Below are 23,323 nucleotides of genomic sequence, written 5' to 3'. Positions count from 1 at the left end.
AACCCGATGAAGAATTTGCTGCTGCGTATCAACGACACGATTTACATGACTTGCATCTGGGTGGCCGGCCTGTCTGTGCTGGCCGTTGCACTAATGATTCCCTGGGGTGTGTTTGCCCGTTATGTGTTGGGCTCAGGTTCCAGCTGGCCGGAGCCCACCGCGATCTTGCTGATGATCGTGTTCACCTTCATCGGTGCGGCCGCCAGCTACCGCTCTGGCTCGCACATGGCCGTGGACATGGTCACCAGCCGCTTGCCATCGCACTGGCGCACGGTGGCGTCGGTCTTCACCCAGTTATTGATGGCCGCAGTCTGCATTTTCATGACCATCTGGGGCACCAAGCTGTGCATGACCACCTGGAATCAGTTCATGAGTGCCATACCCACCCTGCGCGTCGGCATTACCTACATGCCGATTCCGATTGGAGGTTTCCTGACCCTGATTTTTGTCCTGGAAAAACTCTTGCTGGGTGATCAAAGCCAGCGTCGGGTCGTGCAGTTCGACCTGGTTGAAGAAAGCGAAGGTGCCGTTTAATGGACGCTCTGATCCTGCTGGGCAGTTTTTTGTTGTTGATCCTGATCGGCATGCCGGTCGCCTACGCATTGGGCGCTGCCGCTCTGATCGGGGCGTGGTGGATCGATATTCCATTCCAGGCCATGATGATCCAGGTCGCGGGCGGGGTGAACAAGTTCTCGTTGCTGGCCATTCCGTTTTTCGTGCTGGCCGGCGCCATCATGGCCGAGGGCGGCATGTCCCGCCGGTTGGTGGCGTTCGCCAGTGTGCTGGTGGGGTTCGTACGCGGAGGCCTGTCCCTGGTCAACCTCGTCGCTTCGAGCTTCTTCGGTGCAATCTCCGGATCCTCGGTGGCCGACACCGCCTCCGTCGGCTCCGTGCTGATACCGGAAATGACACGCCGGGGCTATCCGCGTGATTACGCCACCGCCGTCACCGTCAGTGGTTCGGTACAAGCGCTGCTGACACCGCCCAGCCACAACGCGGTGCTGTATTCCCTCGCCGCTGGCGGCACCGTCTCCATCGGTTCGCTGTTCATGGCCGGCATCGTCCCCGGCATCCTGATGAACCTTTGCCTGATGGCTCTGTGCCTGGTTTTTGCGAAAAAGCGCAATTACCCCAAGGGCGAAGTGATTCCGCTCAAGCAAGCACTGAAGATCTGCAAGGAAGCCATGTGGGGCATGATGACCCTGTTCATCATCCTTGGCGGCATCCTCTCGGGCGTCTTCACCGCCACAGAATCGGCCGCCATTGCCGTGGTGTGGGCGTTCTTCGTGACCATGTGCATCTATCGCGACTACAAATGGAGCGAGCTGCCGAAACTGATGCACCGCACGGTACGCACCATCTCCATCGTGATGATCCTGATCGGCTTCGCCGCCAGCTTCGGCTACATCATGACCCTGATGGAAATCCCGGCGAAGATCACCACCGCGTTCCTGACCCTGTCGGACAACCGCTACGTGATCCTGATGTGCATCAACGTGATGTTGCTGCTGCTAGGCACCGTGATGGACATGGCGCCGCTGATCCTGATCCTGACACCCATCCTGATGCCGGTGATCGTGGGCATCGGCGTGGACCCTGTCCAGTTCGGCATGATCATGCTGGTGAACCTGGGGATCGGCCTGATCACGCCACCTGTGGGCGCGGTGCTGTTCGTCGGATCCGCCATCGGCAAGGTCAGCATCGAAAGCACCGTCAAGGCCCTGCTGCCGTTCTACGGCATGCTGTTCCTGGTCCTGCTGGCCGTGACCTACATCCCTGCCATTTCCCTGTGGCTGCCGAAACTGGTGTTGTAACAAACGACAAATCCCTCTCGTGGCAAGGAGGGTTCCCCGTTGGGCTGCAACGCAGCACTGAAGCTCAGATCCCGGTGCCAGACAGATCGGGGCTGCTGGTTCCGGGGCTGCTTTGCAGCCCAGCGGGGATAAATCCTTCGCCAAAATCGGGGTTCACATACAGACATCCAATTCTCTGCATAACAGCCTTTCCTCTTTGGCAGACAACCACCATGACGCCCCCCCTTCTCCATCTCGAAGACGAACTGACCCGCCTCATCCTGGCCCCACATCTGGGTGCCAGTCTCGTTGAGTGGACCGTGCGTGGCACCGGTGCGCCCCTGCTGCGCCCTCCCGCGCCCCAGGCGCTGGAAAATGGCCTGCCAGGCAAACTGGGGGGCTTCCCACTGATCCCCTGGTCGAACCGGATCGCCAAGGGCGGCTTCGATTGCCCCGGCGGCTGGCTCGCCCTGGATGCCAACAGCCCCAACGACCCGTTTCCGATCCATGGCAGTGCTTGGCAGCAACCGTGGCAGGTGATCGAACACAGCGCCCACGAAGCCCTGCTGCAACTCGACTCCCGACATCCGTTCGGTTACCGGGCCAGTCTGCGCATCGGCCTGAACGGCGGCCAGTTGCAGATCGCGATGCTGGTCACCCACACAGCGAAACAGCCGGCGTGGCATGGACTGGGCCTGCACCCGTACTTCCCGCGCACCGCCGCCACCCGCCTGAAAACCCGCGCAACCCAAGCCTGGCTGTGCGACGCCACGAAACTGCCGACGGAACTGATCGACCTCCCCGCACACTGGGATTTTGGCGAGGCCCGCTTGCTGCCGGACACCCTGGTGGACAATGGCTTCGGTGGCTGGGACGGGCATTGCCTGATCCAGCAGCCAGACCTGGGCTACACGCTGGAGTGCCGGGCCAGCGGCAGCGATTACTTCCTGCTCTACTGCCCGGTGGGCCTGGACTTCTTTTGCTTCGAACCGGTCAGCCATCCGGTCAACGCCCATCACCTGCCCGGACGTCCCGGGTTGCGCCTGCTGGAGCAGGGGCAATCGATGGCGATGCAGTTCTCGATGCAGTGCAGGTTGCTATAACCCCATTCCCCGATTGGGGCCGAGGATCTGGTGCGTGACCGCTACGCCCGTACCCACATGAACACCGCCACCCCCAGGCAAACCCCGGCGAACCCCACCTGCAGCACCCGGGCCGGGACCCTCGCCGCCAGGCGCCGCCCCAGCATCATCCCGACGATGCTTGCCGCGATGAACACCGCGCCGACCCGGTCGATGCTCACCCCGGCATGAAACGCCCCCACCACGCCAATCAGTGAAATCAGGCTGATGACCATCAAGGACGTCGCGACGATGCCGCGCATCTGCACGTCGGTCAGTTGCTTGAACGCCGGTACGATCAGGAAACCACCGCCCACGCCCAGCAACCCCGATACCAGGCCCGTCACCGCCCCCAAAGCCGACAGCGTAACGGTGCAGCGAGGCGTCCAGGCCAGGCGCCCGGTCTGGCGATCGAGCATGCAGTTCTTCTGGCCCCAACTGGCCGCGCCGTGATCGCTGGGCCCCGGTTGCGCGGTTTCTCCACGCAACATGCGCGCAGCCACCAGCACCATCAGCAGGCCGAACAGGATCATCAGGACTTTTTCCGGCAGCCGGTGGGCCATATGGATCCCCAGCGGCGAAAACACCGCGCCAAGCAAGGCGATCAGCATCGCCGCCCGGTAACGCACCAGGCCATGGCGCAGCCCGTCGATGGCCCCCACCGCCGCCGCGCTGCCCACCGCCAGCAACGCCACCGGCGCGGCCTGGGTCATGCTCCAGCCCAACCCGAGCACCAGTGCCGGCACCGCCAGGATGCCACCACCGGCCCCCGTCAGTCCGAGGATCACCCCCATGATCACGCCAGAAAAACCTGCCAGAACCATAAAACTCTCTCAAGCCACGCACACCTGTTGTCAGGTGCGATCGCATTTGCAGGACGCCTCGGCCCTCACTAAGCTGCGGACCATATGTTGTAAACCTCAAGCGTTGCAACCGCTTCTTCCCGTACAGGTTCGCTGTCATGCCCGCGCAGATCCAGAGCTTTCTCGACCCCGCCTCGAAGACCTATACCTACGTCGTCTATGAACACGAGGGAGGGCAATGCGCGGTGGTGGACCCGGTGCTGGACTATGACCCGGCCTCGGGCCGCAGCGGCACCGTTCAGGCCGAGCGGGTGATCGCTTTCGTGCGCGAACACCGGTTGACGGTGCAATGGCTGCTGGAGACCCACGCCCACGCCGATCACTTGTCCGCCGCGCCTTACCTGCGCAAGGTGCTGGGAGGGAAGATCGCCATCGGCCAGGCCATCGGCGAGGTCCAGCAGGTCTTCAAGAAGCTGTTCAACCTTGAACCGCAGTTTGCCGTCGACGGCTCCCAGTTCGATCACCTGTTCGCCGCCGACGAAGGGTTTTTCATTGGCAATCTCAAGGCCACGGCCCTGCACGTGCCCGGCCATACGCCGGCGGACATGGCCTACCTGATCGACGGCGATGCGATCCTGGTGGGCGACACGCTGTTCATGCCGGACGTGGGCACCGCCCGTTGCGACTTTCCCGGAGGCAACGCCCACCACCTCTATGCCTCGATTCGCAAACTGCTGGCCTTCCCCGCCAGCGTGCGGCTGTACGTATGCCACGACTACCCTCCGGACACCCGCGAACCGCACTGCATGAGCACCGTGGGTGAGCAGCGCCAGCACAATATTCACGTCCACGACGGCATCGACGAGGCCACGTTCGTCGCCATGCGTACCCAGCGGGATGCAACGCTGGGCATGCCGACGCTGCTATTGCCGGCGATCCAGGTGAACGTGCGGGCCGGCAACCTGCCGCCGGCCGAGGACAATGGCGTGACGTACCTGAAGATTCCGCTCAATCAGCTTTAGAAGCTTGTACTGAACGCGATGGCAGTGGGTCAGCAACAATGATCCATCAGACAAGCAAAACCTCCCCAGCAGGAACTGCCGAAGGCAGCGATCCTTCGACTTTCAGGTTCCCAAGGTCAAGCCATTGGCCGGCAACGGCAGCGCCGTCTTGTAGCGCACCTGCTTGAGGGCAAAACTGGAGCGGATATTCGCCACCCCCGGGACCTTCGTCAGGAAGTCCATCATGAACCGCTCCAGGGCCTGGATCGTCGGCACCAGTACGCGGATGAGGTAATCCGGGTCGCCCGCCATCAGGTAGCATTCCATCACCTCGGGCCGGTCGGAAATGGCCTCCTCGAAATGCTGCAACGCCTCCTCCACCTGCTTCTCCAGACTGACATGGATGAACACGTTGACATGCAGGCCCAGCAGGTCGGCATCCAGCAGCGTGACCTGCTCGCGGATGACCCCCAGCTCCTCCATGGCCCGGACCCGATTGAAGCACGGCGTCGGTGAAAGGTTGACCGAACGGGCCAGGTCGGCGTTGGTGATACGGGCGTTTTCCTGAAGGCTGTTCAGGATGCCGATGTCGGTGCGATCCAGTTTACGCATGAGACAGATATTCCTGATTTTTATCGTTGTGCAGATTTTTTATCTGCAAATAACCTGAACAGCAAGCCAACAGAGAAAAATATTCTTCTGCGTCGAGCCTATGATTGTTGTAGGACAATTTTCCTTATCCAGGAGAGCTGTCAGCTAGCGCGCCCACTACAAGAAATTCACAAGATCGAGCGTAGAAAGCCATGAACCCAGCGTATGAACCGCTACGCCTGCACGTCCCCGAACCCACGGGCCGTCCCGGCTGCAAGACCGACTTCTCCTACCTGCACCTGAGCGATGCCGGCACGGTGCGCAAACCGTCCATCGACGTTGAGCCCTCCGATACCGCCGACCTGGCCCGCAGCCTGATCCGCGTACTCGACGACCAGGGCAATGCCCACGGTCCATGGGCCGAAGACATCCCCCTCGAGATCCTGCGCAAGGGCATGCGTGCCATGCTCAAGACGCGGATCTACGACAACCGCATGGTGGTCGCCCAGCGCCAGAAAAAAATGTCGTTCTACATGCAGAGCCTCGGCGAGGAAGCCATCGGCAGTGCCCAGGCCCTGGCGCTGAACATCGACGACATGTGCTTCCCCACCTACCGCCAGCAAAGCATCCTGATGGCCCGGGAGGTCCCTCTGGTGGACCTGATCTGCCAGTTGCTGTCCAACGAGCGCGATCCGCTCAAGGGCCGGCAGCTGCCGATCATGTACTCGGTCAAGGACGCCGGTTTCTTCACCATTTCCGGTAACCTCGCCACCCAGTTCATCCAGGGCGTGGGCTGGGGCATGGCCTCGGCGATCAAGGGCGATACCAAGATCGCATCGGCCTGGATCGGCGACGGCGCCACCGCCGAGTCGGACTTTCATACCGCCCTCACCTTCGCCCATGTCTATCGGGCCCCGGTGATCCTCAACGTGGTGAACAACCAGTGGGCGATTTCCACTTTCCAGGCCATCGCCGGGGGTGAAGCCACCACATTCGCCGGACGCGGCGTCGGCTGCGGCATCGCCTCGCTGCGGGTCGATGGCAACGATTTCATGGCTGTCTATGCCGCCTCCCGCTGGGCCGCCGAACGCGCCCGGCGCAACCTCGGCCCGGCGCTGATCGAATGGGTCACCTACCGCGCCGGCCCGCACTCCACTTCCGACGATCCCTCCAAGTACCGCCCCGCCGACGACTGGAGCCACTTCCCGCTGGGCGATCCGATTGCCCGCCTCAAGCAGCACATGGTGAAGATCGGCCAGTGGTCCGAAGAGGAACATGCGGCGGTTACCGCCGAACTGGAAGCCGAAGTGATCGCCGCGCAGAAGGAAGCCGAGCAGTACGGCACCCTTGCCGGCGGGCAGATTCCAAGCGCTGCCACCATGTTCGAGGACGTCTACAAAGAGATGCCGGAGCACTTGAAGCGCCAGCGTCAGCAGTTGGGGATCTGACATGAACGATCACAACAACAATATTGCGTTGGACACCGCCATGACCACTACCACCATGACCATGATCCAGGCCCTGCGCTCGGCCATGGACGTGATGCTCGAACGCGACGACAACGTCGTGGTGTTCGGCCAGGACGTGGGTTACTTCGGCGGCGTGTTCCGCTGCACCGAAGGCCTGCAGAGCAAGTACGGCACCTCCCGGGTGTTCGATGCGCCGATTTCCGAAAGCGGTATCGTCGGCGTGGCGGTGGGCATGGGCGCCTACGGGCTGCGGCCGGTGGCCGAGATCCAGTTCGCCGACTACGTCTACCCGGCCTCGGACCAGATCATTTCCGAGGCGGCGCGCCTGCGCTATCGCTCGGCGGGTGAGTTCACTGCGCCCATGACCCTGCGCATGCCCTGCGGCGGCGGCATCTACGGCGGCCAGACCCACAGCCAGAGCATCGAGGCGATGTTCACCCAGGTCTGCGGCCTGCGCACCGTGATGCCGTCCAACCCCTACGACGCCAAGGGCCTGCTGATCGCCTCCATCGAAAACGATGACCCGGTGATCTTCCTCGAACCCAAGCGCCTGTATAACGGTCCGTTCGACGGCCACCACGACCGCCCGGTAACCCCGTGGTCGAAACACCCCTCGGCCCAGGTTCCGGACGGTTACTACACCGTGCCGCTGGACGTGGCCGCCATCACCCGTCCGGGCAAGGACGTGACTGTGCTCACCTACGGCACCACGGTCTACGTTTCCCAAGTGGCGGCCGAAGAGACCGGCATCGATGCCGAAGTCATCGACCTGCGCAGCCTCTGGCCGCTGGATCTGGAGACCATCGTCAAGTCCGTGAAAAAGACCGGACGCTGCGTAATCGTCCATGAAGCCACCCGCACCTGCGGCTTCGGCGCCGAGCTGGTGTCGTTGGTCCAGGAACACTGCTTCCACTCCCTGGAAGCGCCCATCGAGCGCGTCACCGGCTGGGACACCCCCTATCCCCATGCGCAGGAGTGGGCGTATTTCCCAGGGCCGTCCCGAGTGGGCGCGGCATTGAAACGGGTCATGGAGGTCTGAATGGGCACGCACGTTATCAAGATGCCGGACATCGGCGAAGGCATCGCGGAAGTGGAATTGTCGGTGTGGCACGTCAAGGTCGGCGACATGGTGGTCGAAGACCAGGTGCTGGCCGATGTCATGACGGACAAGGCCATGGTGGACATCCCCTCGCCCGTCCATGGCCGGGTCATCGCCCTGGGCGGTGAACCGGGTGAAGTGATGGCGGTGGGCAGCGAGCTGATCCGCATCGAAGTGGAAGGCGCTGGCAACCTCAAGGAGTCGGCAGCGCCAGTCGCTGCGCCGGCACAGCCCCAGGCGGCGAAACCTGCCCCGGTGGCGGCACCTGAACCGTCGCTGGAAAAACTTGCCGCAGCACCGCGCCCGGCGCCCCAGGCCCCTGTGGCCCGTGAGCCCGCCGAACGGCCGCTGGCGTCTCCGGCCGTGCGCAAACATGCCCTGGACCTGGGTATCCAGTTGCGCCTGGTGCAGGGCAGCGGCCCCGCCGGGCGTATCCTGCACGAAGACCTGGAAGCCTACCTGGCCCAGGGCTCGACACCCCCGGCCAAGGGCGGTTCGAGCTACGCCGAACGCCACGACGAACAGCAGATCCCGGTGATCGGCATGCGCCGCAAGATCGCCCAGCGCATGCAGGAAGCAACCCAGCGCGCCGCGCATTTCAGCTATGTCGAGGAAATCGACGTCACCGCCCTGGAAGAGTTGCGCATCCACCTGAACGAAAAACACGGCGCCAGCCGCGGCAAGCTGACCCTGCTGCCGTTCCTGGTGCGGGCCCTGGTGGTGGCCCTGCGGGATTTCCCGCAGATGAACGCCCGCTACGATGACGAAGCCCAGGTCATCCAGCGCTTCGGTGCGGTGCATGTAGGGGTCGCCACCCAGAGCGACGTGGGCCTGATGGTACCGGTGATGCGCCATGCCGAATCCCGCAGCCTGTGGGACAGCGCGACGGAAATCGCGCGCCTGGCCACGGCCGCCCGCAACGGCAAGGCCAGCCGCGATGAGTTGTCCGGTTCCACCATCACCCTGACCAGCCTCGGAGCCCTCGGCGGGATCGTCAGCACCCCGGTGCTGAACCTGCCGGAAGTGGCAATCGTCGGCGTCAACAAAATCGTCGAGCGGCCCGTAGTGATCAAGGGCCAGATCGTGATCCGCAAGATGATGAACCTCTCCAGCTCCTTCGACCACCGGGTGGTCGATGGCATGGACGCGGCGCAATTCATCCAGGCCTTGCGTGGCCTGCTCGAACAACCGGCAACGCTGTTCGTGGATCAATAATGGGAGCAGGCATGCAACAGACTCTGAACACCACGCTGCTGATCATCGGCGGCGGTCCCGGCGGCTACGTGACGGCCATCCGCGCCGGCCAGTTGGGCATCCCGACCATCCTGGTGGAAGGCCAGGCGTTGGGCGGAACCTGCCTGAACATCGGCTGCATTCCGTCCAAGGCGTTGATCCATGTCGCCGAGCAGTTCCACCAGACATGTCACCACAGCCAGGGATCGGCCCTGGGCATCAGCGTATCGCCGCCCTCCCTGGACATCGGCAAGAGCGTGGAATGGAAGGACGGCATCGTCGACCGCCTGACCACCGGCGTCGCGGCATTGCTGAAGAAACACAAGGTCCAGGTCATCCATGGCTGGGCGAAAGTGGTCGATGGCAAGACCGTCGAAGTCGGCGACACCCGTATCCAGTGCGAACACCTGGTGCTGGCCACCGGCTCGAAAAGCGTCGACCTGCCGATGCTGCCCATTGGCGGGCCGATCGTCTCCTCCACCGAAGCCCTTGCACCGACCTCGATACCCCGGCACCTGGTCGTGGTCGGAGGCGGTTACATCGGCCTGGAACTGGGCATCGCCTACCGCAAGCTGGGCGCCGAGGTCAGCGTCGTTGAAGCCCGGGAGCGGATCCTGCCCGCCTATGACGGGGAACTGACCCAACCGGTGCACGAAGCGCTCAAGCAGCTGGGCGTGAAGCTGTACCTCAAGCACAGCGTCGAAGGTTTCGATGCCCAGGCCAGCGCCCTGCAAGTGCGCGACCCCGAAGGCGGCACGCTGGACCTGCAGACGGACCGGGTGCTGGTGGCGGTCGGACGCAAACCCAACACCCAAGGCTGGAACCTCGAAGCGTTGAACCTGACGATGAACGGCGCCGCCGTGAAAGTCGACCACCGCTGCCAGACCAGCATGCGCAACGTCTGGGCCATCGGCGACCTGAGCGGCGAACCGATGCTTGCCCACCGGGCCATGGCCCAGGGCGAAATGGTTGCCGAACTCATCGCCGGCAAGGCTCGGGAGTTCAATCCGGCAGCCATTCCCGCGGTGTGCTTCACCGATCCGGAAGTGGTGGTCGTGGGCAAGACCCCGGACGAAGCCAAGGCCGACGGCCTGGACTGCCTGGTGTCGAGCTTCCCGTTCGCCGCCAACGGCCGGGCCATGACCCTGGAATCGAAAAGCGGCTTTGTCCGGGTCGTGGCTCGGCGGGACAACCACCTGGTCGTCGGCTGGCAGGCGGTGGGCGTCGGCGTCTCGGAGCTGTCCACCGCATTCGGCCAGTCCCTTGAAATGGGCGCACGACTGGAAGATATCGCCGGCACCATCCACGCCCATCCGACCCTGGGCGAAGCGGTGCAGGAAGCCGCGCTGCGGGCGTTGGGGCATGCGTTGCATCTGTAGCCGATCAGTTGCAGGTCAATGAGCTTGTGGCGAGGGGATTTACCCTCGCTGGACTGCTAAGCAGTCCCAAGACAGCGATATCGGTGTGCCCGACACACCGGCTTGTTGGATTTAGGGCTGCTTCGCACCTGAGCGGAGATTAATCCCTTCGCCACAGGGTTTTGTTTAATCCGGGGACAGGTTTTCACCCCGGGGATTGGTGTTACGGGCTGCGAAACAGCCCCGGAATGAAGTATTGTTGTGCCCATCCAAAAAACGTCAGAAGCCTTTAACCGTTTCGACGGTCGTCAAGATATAGAGGGTGTCATGGGTAACGAGAGCATCAATTGGGACAAACTGGGCTTTGACTACATCAAGACCGACAAACGCTACCTGTCGCACTGGCGCAATGGCGCCTGGGACGCCGGCACCCTGACCGACGACAATGTGCTGCACATCAGCGAGGGCTCCACCGCCCTGCACTACGGTCAGCAATGCTTCGAGGGCCTGAAGGCCTACCGCTGCAAGGACGGCTCGATCAACCTGTTCCGTCCTGACCAGAACGCCGCCCGCATGCAGCGCAGTTGCGCCCGCCTGCTGATGCCCCACGTGGACACCGAGCAGTTCATCGAAGCCTGCAAGCAGGTGGTCCGCGCCAACGAGCGCTTCATCCCGCCCTACGGCACCGGTGGCGCGCTGTACCTGCGTCCCTTCGTGATCGGCGTGGGTGACAATATCGGCGTGCGTACCGCGCCCGAGTTCATCTTCTCGGTCTTCTGCATTCCGGTGGGCGCCTATTTCAAGGGCGGCCTGACGCCACACAACTTCCTCATCTCCAGCTTCGACCGTGCCGCGCCACAAGGCACCGGCGCGGCCAAGGTCGGTGGCAACTACGCGGCCAGCCTGATGCCCGGCTCGCAGGCCAAGAAGGCGAGCTTCGCCGACTGCATCTACCTGGACCCGCTGACCCACTCCAAAATCGAAGAAGTCGGCTCGGCCAACTTCTTCGGTATCACCCACGACAACAAGTTCGTCACCCCCAACTCGCCGTCCGTGCTGCCGGGAATCACCCGTCTGTCGCTGATCGAGCTGGCCAAATCGCGCCTGGGCCTGGAAGTGGTCGAAGGCGACGTGTTCATCGACAAGCTCTCGGACTTCAAGGAGGCCGGTGCCTGCGGTACCGCAGCGGTGATCACTCCGATCGGCGGCATCAGCTACAAGGACAAGCTGCACGTCTTCCACAGCGAAACCGAGGTCGGTCCGATCACTCAGAAGCTCTACAAAGAGCTGACCGGCGTGCAGACCGGCGACATCGAAGCGCCGGCAGGCTGGATCGTCAAGGTCTGATCCCAGGCCATCGGTAACGCACCAGGCTGTGTAAGCGACTCCTCAAAGCCCACTCCTGCATCAGCACGAGTGGGCTTTTCATTGCCTGTCGATCAGCGCAGACCCAGCGTAGGGGCGAGCCTGTTCTCGCTGCTCTCACCCACCTCCAGGTGCGCATTGATACCGAACCGCCTCGCCATCTCCTTGCGCCCAATGGCGGTCAACCCCAACGCCCGGCTGTCCAGATCCTGGCTCAGCCACTGGCGCTTGAGCGCCATTTGCAACAACGCCGCCCCCAAGGCACCTCCCAGGTGAGGCCTACGCATGCTCCAGTCCAGGCAAGGGCAGGCGAATCGCCGTCGCTGGGTGGCAAGGGCCTGGGCATCGATGCCCAGCGCCTGGAACAACGCTTCACCCGACTCGCTCAGCCGATAAGCCTGCCCTTCCACGTCCACCAGCCATCCGGCTTCGAGCATGCGGTCATGCAGCCGCACCGCCAACGTGCCAGCCATGTGGTCGTAGCAGGTACGGGCGAATTGCAGGCGGTCCGGGGTTCGTGGGACGAAGGCCGGCGCGGCGTTCTGACCGATCACCATCAGCGCTTCAAGGGCCTGGGCCACGCGTTTGTCCGCAAGGCTGTAGTAGCGATGACGCCCCTGGACATGCAAGCGCACCAGGGCCAGCTCCTTGAGTTTCGCCAGATGGGCGCTGGCGGTGGAAGCACTGACCTCGGCAATGCTCGCCAGCTCCGTGCTGGTCCGGGCGTGACCGTCCATCAACGAACAGAGCATGCGGGTGCGTGCCGGTTCGGCAATCGCCGCCGCCACCTGGGAAACACCGAGATCGTGGTGCTGCGCATTCATATTTCGCTCCTGGACGAATCAAGCCATGCATCGACTGGAGATAGTAGCAACTCTTTCTTCATCCTCAACGAGGCAGCGCTTCATGGACCCCATCACCGCCGCGACTCATCCCGACCCCTATCCTTATTACGCAAGCCTGCGCGCCAAAGGCGGGCTGACCTTCGATCAGCAGGTGCAGTCGTGGATCGCCAGCAGCGCCGAAGCCGTATGCGCCGTGCTGCGTCACGCCGATTGCCATGTTCGCCCGCCCCAGGAACCTGTGCCAAAGGCCATCGCCGGCAGGCCCGCCGGCCAGGTATTCGGGCACCTGATGCGCATGAACGAAGGCGAACGCCAGCGCTGCCCCAGGTCGGCCATCGCCCCGGGTTTGCAGGACATCGATCGACAGCAGGTCAGGGCATGGGTCAGGGCCGGTTTTATCGAGGATGGGGCCGCGGGCCTGCATCACGCACAGTTCATCGGACCGGTCGCCGTGGTGGCGGCGCTGTTGGGCTTCAGCCCGGCGGACAGCCGACTGCTCAGTGCACTGACGAGGGATTTCGTCGCGTGCTTGTCGCCCCTGAGCGACGCTGCGCAACTGCACGCCGCGCACCGCGCCACCGGTCAATTGCAGGTTCTGTTTCGCAAGCGAATCGAGGCCAACGATTCGGCCAGCGCCTGGCTCACAGGCATCTGCCAAGGCTTCGCAGGCGTCGCGCCGAACGACCTGGTCGCCAACCTGATCGGGCTGCTCGCACAAACCCACGAAGCCACCGCCGGCCTGATCGGCAATGCCCTGCTGGCGCTGATACGCGATCCGGCGTTGCTGCACAGGATCAGGGAGGAGCCGACGCTAATCGGCCCGTTACTGGCCGAAGTCCAGCGCTTCGACCCTCCCGTACAGAACACCCGTCGCTTCGTTGTCGCCCGCTGCGACATCCTCGGCGTGTCCCTGGAACCGGGGGAGGCGATCGTGGTGTTGCTCGCCTCGGCCAATCGCGATCCGGCCCTCAACCCACAGCCGGACCTCTTGCTGACGGACCGCCTCAATCGCCGCAGCTTCAGCTTCGGTGCCGGGCGCCATGAATGCCCGGGGCAAACCCTGGCGATGGATATCGCCGCGGCCTCCCTGGCGACGATCCTCGAGCGAGCCCCCCAGCCGGACCGGCTGGACTGGCGCTACCGCCCTTCGGTCAACGGTCGCATCCCAGTGTTCAGCGACCGCCCGTGAAAGGCGCCCCCAAAAGGCGTTCAATCGTCGCGGGTCAGTACTTCCAGCAGTTCGATTTCAAAGATGAGGTTGCTGTTGGGCTTGATGTGGGCACCCATGGACCGCTCGCCATAGGCCAGGTGGGCCGGCACCAGCAGCTTGCGCTTGCCACCGACCTTCATGCCCATCAAGCCCTGGTCCCAGCCCTTGATGACACGACCGGTGCCAATGACGCACTGGAAGGGTTTGCCACGGCTGTAGGACGAATCGAATTCGGTGCCGTCTTCCAGCGTGCCGCGGTATTGAGTGGTGATCAGCGCCCCTTTGACTACGCTTTTACCGTCGCCCTGCTCCAGGTCGATGATTTGCAATTCTTCGCTCATGGCCATTTTCCGTTGGGTTCGAGGCGCGGTTTTTCGCAGAAATCCACGTGCCTGGCAAACTTTTATGGCCAGCGGCTTCGCTGCGGGAGGGAACCGCAGCGGCCGCCCTGGTTCACATGGGTATCGACCCTGCATTTCAGATAAGGATGTTCTGATGATCGACTCTCGCCCTCTTCATGGCTTCATTCCGCCCTATATCCTCAACCGCATCATCGCCCACGGCTCCGAACAGCAGCGCTCCAGCGCCCTGGGCACCCTGACCCATGTGCGCAGCCTGCGGCACAATCCCGGCCCGCCCCACACCCCACCCGTCGCTGCCGCACTGGCAAGGCCGGGCAAGCCCGGCCATCCTCAGCGCAGCGTGCACGACGCACAGAACAGCATGGAACTGCCCGGACAGCCCGTGCGCCTCGAAGGCCAACCGGCCGGCGGCGACCCGGCCGTGGACGAAGCCTACGATGCCCTGGGCGCCACCTACGATTTCTTCTGGAAAGTCCTGGGCCGTGACTCCATCGACAACAAGGGCTTCGCCCTGGTGGGCACCGTGCATTACGGCCAGGGCTACGAAAACGCCTTCTGGAACGGCGCGCAGATGGTGTTCGGCGACGGCGACGGGGAAATCTTCCAACGCTTCACCCGCTCCCTCGATGTGGTGGCCCACGAGCTGGCCCACGGCGTCACCGAAAGCGAAGCGGGCCTGATCTATGCCAACCAGTCCGGCGCCCTGAACGAATCCGTCTCCGACGTGTTCGGCGTGCTGGTCAAGCAGTTCGTGCTCGAACAGACCGCCGACCAGGCAGACTGGCTCATCGGCGCCGACCTGCTCACCGACAGGATCAACGGCGACGGCCTGCGCAGCATGTCCAACCCCGGCACGGCCTACGACGATCCGTTGCTGGGCAAGGACCCGCAGCCGGCGCATATGCGTCAGTTCGTCATCACCCGCGAGGACAATGGCGGCGTGCACATCAATTCCGGCATTCCCAACCGCGCCTTTTATCTGGTGGCCACCGCGCTGGGCGGATTTGCCTGGGAAAAGGCCGGCCGAATCTGGTATGACACCTTGTGCGACCGAAAACTGGCCAACGACGCGTCCTTCAGTGCTTTCGCCCGCCTGACCGTCGAGCACGCCCGCCAGCGGTTTGGCGAGCGGGAAGTGCAAGCGGTGCAGGATGGCTGGGCCCAGGTGGGCGTCGACCTGACTGAGGAGAGCTGATGAAGAACCTTCCAGACCTCGACGACAAGGCCGTGGTGCGGCTGTCACGCCAGGGCGGCGTGGCGGCCATCCATGCCCTGACCCGGCCCCGGGAGATCGAGTTCGCCCAATGCGACCTCGACCAGCGAACGCGCATCTGCTCGGTCCTGGAGGGCTGCCTGCCGCTGACCTCTTCCACGCCCGGGCGCGGCGACCAGCGTTTCTTCCAGATCGAGGTGCGCTACCGCACCAACGACCAGGAAGACGAAATGGTGCTGCAGGTGCCCGAGGACCGGGCACCCGGCGAATTGATCCAGTTGTGGGACAAGGGCGAAGTCATCTGAGGACCCGGGGTTGTACGAAGAGTTGCCCAGGGCACTCTTCGTACAAAGCCTAACGCGTGGCCGGAACGATCTTGACGATGGCGCCCGAGACGGTTTCGATCAGCAGGTATTTGTCGTCGATATGCACCCATTGCTGCTCGCTTGTCGGCTGCTCGAGCTGCTTCTGTTTCCAATCCTTCACGGCCCTGTCGGCGCGCTGGTAGTCCGCCGGCACGCGGTCGTTCTCCACCAGCCTGCGACCATTGCTTGGCGAATGCTCCAGGGCATCGCCGGTCTTCTCGACTGCCTGGGCGGCAGGCCCGAGGGCGGCGAGGCCGGCGATCAGGAGCAGGCTGGCGGTCAGGGTTGGTTTACGCATAGAAAAAACTCCAGTTTTGCGAGGGACTGAAGCTGGGACTTCGCCAGCGACGAATCATTCCATTGGCTGTAGCCGTGGCGAGGGAAGCTTGCGCCCTCGCCACGGGATATAGTGACCACCCCTTGGACATCGGCCCTCACCATGACGACCCCGACCACTGCCTCCCCTGCCCTCAAGGAAATCTTCAACGCCGCGCGCCTGGAACACATCGCCAGCCAAATGAGCGCGGTGTACCCGGCATTCGATGCCAAGGCCTTCCTGCGCATGGCCAACGACGGGCTGGCCGAGTTGTCGGTGATGCAACGCATGGCCCGGGTCAGCGAATGCCTGCATGCGGTGCTGCCCCTGAGCTATGAAGCCTCGCTGGACGTGCTGCGGGACCTGGCCCCGCGCCTGAACAGCATGTTCGTCAGCATGTTCCTGCCGCACTATGTCGCCTGCCATGGCCGGCACGCCTTCGACCTGTCCCTGGACGCGCTCAAGTATTTCACCCGGTTCGGCTCTTCGGAATTCGCGGTGCGGCACTTCCTGCGCGATGATCTGGAACGCTGCCTCAAGGTCATGCACACCTGGGCGCTGGATCCCAACGAGCACGTACGACGCCTGGCCAGCGAAGGCAGCCGTCCGCGGCTGCCGTGGTCGTTTCACCTGGAGCCGATCCAGGCCAACCCCGAGCTCACCGCCGCTATCCTGGAGACCCTCAAGGCCGATAGCAGCCTCTATGTGCGCAAGTCCGTGGCCAATCATCTCAACGATGTGACCAAGCAGCATCCCGACTGGGTGCTCGACCGGATCGAAGGCTGGCCGCTGCAAGACCGCCATACCGCCTGGATCGCCCGACATGCGCTGCGCAGCCTGATCAAGCAGGGCGATCCCAGGGCGCTGGCCGTCATCGGGGTCGGCGGCAAGGCCCAGGTCCAGGTTTCGGAATTGAAGGTGACGCCTGGGGTGATTCGCCTCGGAGACCAGATCACGCTGTCCTTCAAGGTGCATTCCACCCTGGAAAAGCCCCAGCGCCTGGTGATCGACTATGCCATCGATTATGTGAAAGCCTCGGGCGGCACCTCGGCCAAGGTCTTCAAGCTAAAGACCTTCGATCTGCCGGCCCACGGCTGCGTCGCCCTGAGTCGCTCCCAATTCATCCGCGAGCTGACCACTCGCCGGCACTACGCGGGCCGGCATGCGGTGCACCTGCTGGTCAATGGCGAGCGATTGGGCAGCACGGCGTTCGATATCCTTGGGTGACGCCCAGTCAGACCGCCACCATCCGTGGCGCCTGGCGGATATTCTGCAGGAAACGCTCCGCCGGCAACGGATGGCCCAGCAGGTAGCCTTGCAACGAATCGCAGCCCAACCGGGTCAGGAAGCTCTGCTGCACATCGGTCTCCACACCTTCGGCGACAATGCGCAGGCCCAGGGCCTGGCCGAGGGCGACAATGGCCGAGACGATGGCCGCATCGTCGCTGTCATGCTCCAGGTCACGCACGAAACCGCGATCGATCTTCAATTCATTGGCCGGAAGGCGCTTGAGGTACATCAGGCTCGAATAGCCGGTACCGAAGTCGTCGATGGACAAGTCCACGCCCATGTCCGATAGCTGTTGCAACACCGTCATGCTCGCATCCGCGTCGCTCATGGCCGTGGTTTCAGTGATTTCCAGGGTCAGGCTGTTGGCCGGCAGGCAGTGCGTCGCCAGCGCCGTGGCCACGCTTTGCACCAGGCCCGCGTGGCAGAACTGCAACGCCGACAGGTTCACCGCGATGCGCCAGTCGGTATAGCCGAGCACGTACCATTCGCGCATCTGGCGACAGGCCTCGTTGAGCACCCATTCGCCGATGGCGATGATCAGGCCGGTCTTTTCCGCCAGGTCGATGAAGGTATCGGGCATCAACAGGCCCTGGGTCGGATGAACCCAGCGCAACAAGGCCTCGGCACCGACCGGACGACCGTTGGCGGCGTCGAACTTGGGCTGGTAATGCAGGCTGAACTGCCGCTGTTCGACGGCGATACGCAGATCCTGAAGCAGTTGCAGCTGGCGGCGGGCATTGCTGTTCATCGACGCGTCGAAAAAACTGTAGCCGTTCTTGCCAGTGCCTTTGGCGTGATACATCGCCGCATCGGCATTCATCAGCAACTCTTCGGCGCTATGGCCGTTGCCCGGATACAGCGCAATGCCGACGCTGGCGGAAATCTGCAGCTCATGCTCGGCGACCCGGAACGTACGACCGATCAACCCCACCTGGCGCGCCGCCAGCCGCAAGGCGTCATCCGCTTCGGCCAATTGCACCAGCAACACGAATTCGTCACCGCCAATTCGCGCCAGGGTGTCCTGGCTGCGCAGGTCTTCGCGCAGGCGCAGGGCCACCTCGCGCAACAACAGGTCACCCATGTGATGACCGAAAGCGTCGTTGACCGGCTTGAAGCCGTCCAGGTCGATGAACATCAAGGCAAAGCAACCGCCCTGCTCCCGCACCCGGTACATCGCCTGGCCGATGCGGTCGGCCAGCAACACGCGGTTGGGCAACCCGGTCAGGGGGTCGTGCAAGGCCAGCTGGGTCAATTCCCGGTTGGCCAGGGTCAAGGATTGCGCCAGCTCCGCGGTGCGGGCTTCCAGGCGAGCGTCGAGTATCGATGTCAGCAAGGCAATGGACAGCACCGCCAGGGTCGTGATCAGCACCAGGTTGTCCAGGCCCTTGCCGCTCAATCCGCCAAGGGCGCCGCAGAAACTGCCCTCGCTGAACCGTGCCCCGGCCATGCCGGTGTAGTGCATGCCGACAATGGCAATACCCATGATCACCGCCGCGCCGGCACGTGCCAGTCGTACGTGCGGCGTGTTCTGGCGCAGGCGAAAGGCGATCCACAAGGCAGCCGCCGAAGCCCCCACCGCGATCACCAGCGAGGCGCCGAACAGCGTCGGGTCGTAGTCGATCCCCGGCTGCATCTGCAGCGCTGCCATGCCGGTGTAGTGCATGGCACTGATGCCGGCCCCCATGAACAGCGCGCCGAAAGCCAACTGCCAGGCAGGCAGCCGGGGCTGGCTGACCAGCCACAGGGCGAAACCGCAGGAAAGGATGGCGATCAGCAACGACAGCGCGGTGATCGAGACGTCGTAGCCAAGCTCTATGGGCAGGGTGAACGCCAGCATGCCGATGAAATGCATGGACCAGACACCCACCCCCATCGCCAGCGCGCCACCGGTCATCCACAACCGGGCGGCGCGCCCCTGGGTGGTGGCGATACGGCCGGCCAGGTCCAGCGCGGTATAAGATGCCAGGACAGCGACCAGGAGGGAAATCAAAACAAGGGCGGGGGAATAACTGCCGATAAGCATGGATGTTTTCTCGTACTGAAGCCGAACTGCCTCCATGCCCGGTTTAGGTTGCGATTGTACACAAGCGCGCCGCAGACGCATCGCCACAAATATCAAAAAGCCATTATTTGCGACGAAAGACACTTCGCGCCCCAGCCCCTGATGGCGAGCGCTGGCTGACTCGCATACAAGAAGTGCCTGCCGATATGCACGTTGCCGATCGGGTCAGGTGCCGACTCATTGGTCTTGCAAAAAAACACACTGATCCAAAGCCTGTTTGGCTAAGCTGGGGAGGCCTTATAAGGAGATTGCAGCCATGCCAGTGCACGACACCCGAACCACGAACACCGCGCTGCTGGTGATCGACGTACAGAACGATTTCATCCCAGGTGGCCAACTGGCCGTTCCAGGGGGCGATGAAATCGTGCCGTTGATCAACCGGCTGGGCCGCTCATTCAGGCAGGTCATTCTCGCGCAGGACTGGCACCCTGCCGGGCATGCCTCGTTTGCCTCCAGTCATCCGGGCAGACAACCTTTCGACCTGATCGAACTGCCCTACGGCGAGCAGAAGCTCTGGCCCGACCACTGCATCCAGGGTACCCAGGGCGCCGAGCTGCACCCGGCACTGGACCTGCCCCACGCACAGCTGATCATTCGCAAGGGGTGCAACCCGGGCATCGACAGTTATTCGGCCTTCATGGAAGCTGACCGCCAGACTCCCACCGGCCTGACCGGCTACCTCAAGGAACGCGGCATCGACACCGTATACCTGGTGGGCCTGGCCCTGGATTTCTGCGTGATGTTCTCGGCCCTGGATGCCCGGGCGGCGGGGTTCAATGCCTTCGTGCTGCTCGACGCCTGCCGGGGTATCGACACCGAGGGCTCGATGGAATCGGCAATCCGGCGGATGCAGGAAGCGAACGTAGAGCTGATCCAGTCCAGCGTCCTGACAGGCTAGGCTCTGGTGTCCATGTCCTTCCTGCCCCGTACCCACCCACGTCTCTGCGCCGCCGCACTGTTGGGGCTGACGGCGGGTGTGCTGGCGCCCGCCGACTCGGTCATCGGCAGGATCCTGATCGGCTGGAATGTCGGGGTCTGGACGTACCTGGCATTGATGTTCTGGCTGACCGTGAAGGCCAAGGCACCCGATGTCCGGCGCATCGCCGAAATCGAAGACGAGAACGCCGGGCTGGTCCTGCTGATGGTCTGCATCGCGGCACTGGCCAGCCTGGCGACCATCACCCTGGAACTGGCCGGCAGCCGTGACCTGCAGGCATCCGGCAAGCTGCTGCACTATGGCTTCACCGCACTCACGGTGCTGGGTTCATGGTTGCTGATCGGCGTGATCTTCAGTGTCCACTATGCACGACTGTATTACACCTGGGACGGCAAGGAGCCGGCCTTGCGCTTCGCCGAAGGCCTGACCACGCCCAACTATTGGGACTTCCTTTATTTCTCGTTCACCATCGGCGTGGCGGTGCAGACCTCGGACGTGGGCGTCGCCACCCGGCAGTTGCGCAAGATCGTGCTGGCACAATCGTTGATCGGCTTCGTGTTCAACACCGCGATCCTGGGGTTCTCGATCAATATCGCGGCGGGGTTGTTCGGGTGAAAGGGACCGCTTCGCGCTCCTGCGGGGATAAATCCCCTCGCCACGGGAAACCGTAGCCTATGACTGGGGCGTCGCCAGCCACAGCCTGAACCGCGCGCCGCCCAGGGGCGAGGGCTCGACCGTCAACGTGCCGCCCTGGGCCTCCAGGGCGCGGCGACTGATGGCCAGGCCGAGGCCGAAGCCGCCGGTGGCACGGTCACGGCTGCGATCCAGGCGGTAGAACGGCTCGAACACCCGCTCGCGCTCGTCGTCGGGAATGCCGATGCCATCGTCGTCCACCCAGATCTCGCAGCCCTGGTCGCTGACCAGCACCCCGACCTGGATGCGCTTTTCGCAATAGCGCATGGCGTTGCGCAACAGATTCTGCAGCGCCCGGGCGGTCAGGCGCGGATCCAGCACGAAACGCTCCAGGGTGCCGTGCAACAGCACGTCGATCACCACGTCCGGCGCTGCCAGGTCTTCATCGACACTGCCCAGGATGCTGTCGATGAACTCGTCCAGCGGCACCTCGACCCGCTCGGGCAGGCGCTCGGGGTTCTGCAGGCGACTGTAGGACAGCAACTCCAGCACCAGTTCGTCCAGCTCGCGAATGTGCGCCACCAACCCTTGCAGGCGTTCGCGGCTGGCCGGTGGCAGGTCATCGGACAGTGCCAGGGCCAGGCCGAAGTCGAGCCGGGTCAAGGGTGTGCGCAGTTCGTGGGAGACGGCGTTGAGCAAGTCGCGCTGCTGGTTGAGCAGGTTCTCGATGTCGCCGGCCATGGTATCGAACACATGGGCCAGGCTGCCGATGTTGGAGCTGGAGGCGATGAGGGTTCGTTCGCTCAAATGCCCCTTGCCGAAACGTTCGGCGGTGCGCTTGAGGCGCTCCAGATCGCGCCAGTGGGGGCGCAGCCAGAGCAACAGGCAGGCGAGCAGCGTCGCGCCGATCAACACGTTGATGCTCCAGTACAACCAGCTGACATCGGCCGGATCCGGCGGCACGACCATCTTGACCGCCACCTGCCCGTCCAGGGGCGACACCGCCAGGGTCCGCCAGCCCCATTCGCCGAGGCGCACCACGTTCTCACCGCGCTTGAGGCGCGCCTGCTCGTCGGGGCTGAAACCGCTGTCGTCGATGGACGCCAGCTCGATGCGCAGCGGGTCGAATTCCTTGTCCATCTGCGCCGCCAGCGCCGGCCACTGCGCCACGGGCGCTGCATGGAACTGCTTGACCATCAGGGTTTGCAGGCCACGTGAATAGTCGAGGTTATAGGTCAGGAAGCGCTCGTGGAACAGGCGGATCACCAGTTCGGGCATCAGGTAGATCGCCGCGCTGTAGGAGACGATGGTCACCAGGTAAAGACGGATCAGCAGTTTCCACATGGGCTCAGCATTCCCACTCGGAACGGCTGAACAGGTAACCCTTGCCCCACACGGTCTTGATCTTGCGCGCCTCGCCGGCGTTGTCGTCGAACTTGCGGCGCAGCTTGGATATCGCCACGTCCACCGAACGGTCGGTGCCGTTGAACTCGATGCCCCGCAGGCGTTGCAGGATCTGGTCGCGGCTCAGCACTTCCCCCGAATGCCGTGCCAGCACCACCAGCAGGTTGTATTCGCCACTGGACAGTTCCACCGGCTGGCCGCGCCAGATCACGGTGCGCTCGGACAAGTCGATGCACAGGTTGCCCATCAGGATGCGGTCGTTGGCCGTCTGGGGTTCGGTGAGGCTGCTGCGCCGCAGCAAGGTGCGCACCCGCGCCAGCAATACCCGTGGCTCGCAGGGCTTGGTGACGTAGTCGTCGGCGCCCATCTCCAGGCCGAGCACCTGGTCGTGACTGTCGTCCCGGGCGGTGAGCATCAGGATCGGCAACGTCGCCGAGTCGGCCCGCAGCAGACGGCAGACCTGCAAGCCGTCCAGCCCTGGCAGCATGAGGTCGAGGATCACCAGGTCCGGCGGGTCGACCCGCGCCCGCTCACGCACATGATCGCCACGGCTGAGCACGCTGACCTGATAGCCGTTGCGCTCCAGGTAACTGGCGATCAGTTCGCAGAGGGCGGTGTCGTCTTCGACCAGGAGGATGTTGGGCATCGTGTTTCCAGAAAGTGCTGGGGCGCCTGGCAAGGCCTCATCGCGGGCAAGCTCGCCCCCACAGGGTTCGCGTGATCATTGTGGGGGCGAGCTTGCTCGCGATGGCGATAGGACAAGCGCGGAAAATCTCAAGCAGCCAAGGATATACGCCCTCACCCACCCGCGAACAAAACCCTTACACAATTTCACACACCCCCTACAAAGCTT

Annotated in this window: 23 protein-coding genes; 15 read left to right on the top strand and 8 right to left on the bottom strand. The window is 63.5% G+C overall.

Annotated elements, in window-relative coordinates:
• Nucleotides 1-6: 6 nt before the first annotated feature.
• The 3 genes from BW992_RS18095 (at nucleotide 7) to BW992_RS18085 (ending at nucleotide 2,896) form a co-directional block, all read left to right on the top strand.
• The gene (locus BW992_RS18095) at nucleotides 7-534 is read left to right on the top strand and encodes a TRAP transporter small permease (protein WP_072398998.1); all 528 of its coding nucleotides are present in this window, start codon (nucleotides 7-9) and stop codon (nucleotides 532-534) included.
• Entirely contained in the window at nucleotides 534-1,814 is a 1,281-nt protein-coding gene (locus BW992_RS18090) for a TRAP transporter large permease (protein WP_072398999.1), read from the top strand. The genes BW992_RS18095 and BW992_RS18090 overlap by 1 nt, the downstream gene beginning before the upstream one ends.
• Nucleotides 1,815-2,026: 212 nt before the next feature.
• A complete protein-coding gene (locus tag BW992_RS18085; protein WP_072399000.1) occupies nucleotides 2,027-2,896 on the top strand; it encodes an aldose 1-epimerase in 870 nt (289 codons plus the stop codon).
• Nucleotides 2,897-2,937: 41 nt separating this feature from the next.
• On the opposite strand, the gene BW992_RS18080 is transcribed toward BW992_RS18085, so the two are convergent.
• Nucleotides 2,938-3,738: a sulfite exporter TauE/SafE family protein gene (locus tag BW992_RS18080; protein ID WP_072399001.1), complete on the bottom strand. Its 801-nt coding sequence runs from the start codon at nucleotides 3,736-3,738 to the stop codon at nucleotides 2,938-2,940.
• 137 nt (nucleotides 3,739-3,875) lie between these two features.
• On the opposite strand from BW992_RS18080, the gene BW992_RS18075 reads away from it, so the two are divergent.
• Entirely contained in the window at nucleotides 3,876-4,739 is an 864-nt protein-coding gene (locus BW992_RS18075) for an MBL fold metallo-hydrolase (RefSeq protein ID WP_072399002.1), read from the top strand.
• A 102-nt stretch (nucleotides 4,740-4,841) separates the two neighbouring features.
• Here BW992_RS18075 and bkdR read toward each other — a convergent pair whose 3' ends face one another.
• Nucleotides 4,842-5,330: a Bkd operon transcriptional regulator BkdR gene (gene bkdR, locus BW992_RS18070; protein WP_053157366.1), complete on the bottom strand. Its 489-nt coding sequence runs from the start codon at nucleotides 5,328-5,330 to the stop codon at nucleotides 4,842-4,844.
• Between the two features lie 191 nt (nucleotides 5,331-5,521).
• Here bkdR and BW992_RS18065 point away from each other — a divergent pair, with 191 nt between their 5' ends.
• The 5 genes from BW992_RS18065 (at nucleotide 5,522) to BW992_RS18045 (ending at nucleotide 11,815) form a co-directional block, all read left to right on the top strand.
• Entirely contained in the window at nucleotides 5,522-6,757 is a 1,236-nt protein-coding gene (locus tag BW992_RS18065) for a 3-methyl-2-oxobutanoate dehydrogenase (2-methylpropanoyl-transferring) subunit alpha (RefSeq protein WP_072399003.1), read from the top strand.
• Nucleotide 6,758: 1 nt separating this feature from the next.
• The gene (locus BW992_RS18060) at nucleotides 6,759-7,817 is read left to right on the top strand and encodes an alpha-ketoacid dehydrogenase subunit beta (protein ID WP_072399004.1); all 1,059 of its coding nucleotides are present in this window, start codon (nucleotides 6,759-6,761) and stop codon (nucleotides 7,815-7,817) included.
• Entirely contained in the window at nucleotides 7,818-9,092 is a 1,275-nt protein-coding gene (locus BW992_RS18055; protein ID WP_076406860.1) for a dihydrolipoamide acetyltransferase family protein, read from the top strand.
• Nucleotides 9,093-9,103: 11 nt separating this feature from the next.
• Complete coding sequence (gene lpdA / locus BW992_RS18050) at nucleotides 9,104-10,489, top strand: dihydrolipoyl dehydrogenase (protein ID WP_072432309.1); 1,386 nt, start codon at nucleotides 9,104-9,106, stop codon at nucleotides 10,487-10,489.
• Between the two features lie 306 nt (nucleotides 10,490-10,795).
• Entirely contained in the window at nucleotides 10,796-11,815 is a 1,020-nt protein-coding gene (locus BW992_RS18045) for a branched-chain amino acid aminotransferase (RefSeq protein WP_072399006.1), read from the top strand.
• 92 nt (nucleotides 11,816-11,907) lie between these two features.
• Here the strand turns inward: BW992_RS18045 and BW992_RS18040 are convergent, their stop codons facing one another.
• A complete protein-coding gene (locus BW992_RS18040; RefSeq protein WP_076406859.1) occupies nucleotides 11,908-12,657 on the bottom strand; it encodes an ArsR/SmtB family transcription factor in 750 nt (249 codons plus the stop codon).
• A gap of 82 nt (nucleotides 12,658-12,739) precedes the next feature.
• On the opposite strand from BW992_RS18040, the gene BW992_RS18035 reads away from it, so the two are divergent.
• Nucleotides 12,740-13,867: a cytochrome P450 gene (locus BW992_RS18035; RefSeq protein ID WP_076406858.1), complete on the top strand. Its 1,128-nt coding sequence runs from the start codon at nucleotides 12,740-12,742 to the stop codon at nucleotides 13,865-13,867.
• 20 nt (nucleotides 13,868-13,887) lie between these two features.
• On the opposite strand, the gene BW992_RS18030 is transcribed toward BW992_RS18035, so the two are convergent.
• The gene (locus BW992_RS18030; RefSeq protein WP_072399009.1) at nucleotides 13,888-14,229 is read right to left on the bottom strand and encodes an FKBP-type peptidyl-prolyl cis-trans isomerase; all 342 of its coding nucleotides are present in this window, start codon (nucleotides 14,227-14,229) and stop codon (nucleotides 13,888-13,890) included.
• A gap of 154 nt (nucleotides 14,230-14,383) precedes the next feature.
• On the opposite strand from BW992_RS18030, the gene BW992_RS18025 reads away from it, so the two are divergent.
• Both BW992_RS18025 and BW992_RS18020 read left to right on the top strand, forming a co-directional pair.
• On the top strand, nucleotides 14,384-15,445 hold the full coding sequence (locus BW992_RS18025) for a M4 family metallopeptidase (RefSeq protein WP_076406857.1): 1,062 nt from the start codon (nucleotides 14,384-14,386) through the stop codon (nucleotides 15,443-15,445).
• Nucleotides 15,445-15,768 carry a protealysin inhibitor emfourin gene (locus BW992_RS18020; protein WP_072399011.1) on the top strand — a complete coding sequence of 108 codons (324 nt, stop codon included), beginning with the start codon at nucleotides 15,445-15,447 and terminating at the stop codon, nucleotides 15,766-15,768. Before BW992_RS18025 ends, BW992_RS18020 begins: the two co-directional genes overlap by 1 nt.
• A 49-nt stretch (nucleotides 15,769-15,817) precedes the next feature.
• On the opposite strand, the gene BW992_RS18015 is transcribed toward BW992_RS18020, so the two are convergent.
• On the bottom strand, nucleotides 15,818-16,126 hold the full coding sequence (locus BW992_RS18015; RefSeq protein WP_072432301.1) for an RcnB family protein: 309 nt from the start codon (nucleotides 16,124-16,126) through the stop codon (nucleotides 15,818-15,820).
• Between the two features lie 141 nt (nucleotides 16,127-16,267).
• On the opposite strand from BW992_RS18015, the gene BW992_RS18010 reads away from it, so the two are divergent.
• Nucleotides 16,268-17,371, top strand: coding sequence for a DNA alkylation repair protein (locus BW992_RS18010; protein WP_076406856.1), 1,104 nt, complete (start codon nucleotides 16,268-16,270; stop codon nucleotides 17,369-17,371).
• A 7-nt stretch (nucleotides 17,372-17,378) separates the two neighbouring features.
• On the opposite strand, the gene BW992_RS18005 is transcribed toward BW992_RS18010, so the two are convergent.
• Nucleotides 17,379-19,457, bottom strand: coding sequence for a putative bifunctional diguanylate cyclase/phosphodiesterase (locus BW992_RS18005; protein WP_083526399.1), 2,079 nt, complete (start codon nucleotides 19,455-19,457; stop codon nucleotides 17,379-17,381).
• A gap of 295 nt (nucleotides 19,458-19,752) precedes the next feature.
• On the opposite strand from BW992_RS18005, the gene pncA reads away from it, so the two are divergent.
• Complete coding sequence (gene pncA / locus BW992_RS18000) at nucleotides 19,753-20,394, top strand: bifunctional nicotinamidase/pyrazinamidase (protein WP_072399014.1); 642 nt, start codon at nucleotides 19,753-19,755, stop codon at nucleotides 20,392-20,394.
• A 12-nt stretch (nucleotides 20,395-20,406) separates the two neighbouring features.
• Complete coding sequence (locus BW992_RS17995) at nucleotides 20,407-21,048, top strand: DUF1345 domain-containing protein (RefSeq protein ID WP_072399015.1); 642 nt, start codon at nucleotides 20,407-20,409, stop codon at nucleotides 21,046-21,048.
• 57 nt (nucleotides 21,049-21,105) lie between these two features.
• Here BW992_RS17995 and BW992_RS17990 read toward each other — a convergent pair whose 3' ends face one another.
• Together BW992_RS17990 and BW992_RS17985 are read right to left on the bottom strand one after the other, a co-directional pair.
• The gene (locus BW992_RS17990) at nucleotides 21,106-22,410 is read right to left on the bottom strand and encodes an ATP-binding protein (protein ID WP_072399016.1); all 1,305 of its coding nucleotides are present in this window, start codon (nucleotides 22,408-22,410) and stop codon (nucleotides 21,106-21,108) included.
• Nucleotides 22,411-22,414: 4 nt separating this feature from the next.
• Nucleotides 22,415-23,116 carry a response regulator transcription factor gene (locus BW992_RS17985; RefSeq protein WP_072399017.1) on the bottom strand — a complete coding sequence of 234 codons (702 nt, stop codon included), beginning with the start codon at nucleotides 23,114-23,116 and terminating at the stop codon, nucleotides 22,415-22,417.
• Between the last annotated feature and the right edge of the window lie 207 nt (nucleotides 23,117-23,323).

This window comes from Pseudomonas sp. 7SR1 (genome assembly GCF_900156465.1).
Classification (GTDB): domain Bacteria; phylum Pseudomonadota; class Gammaproteobacteria; order Pseudomonadales; family Pseudomonadaceae; genus Aquipseudomonas.
This window is presented reverse-complemented; position numbering and strand designations above follow the sequence as displayed.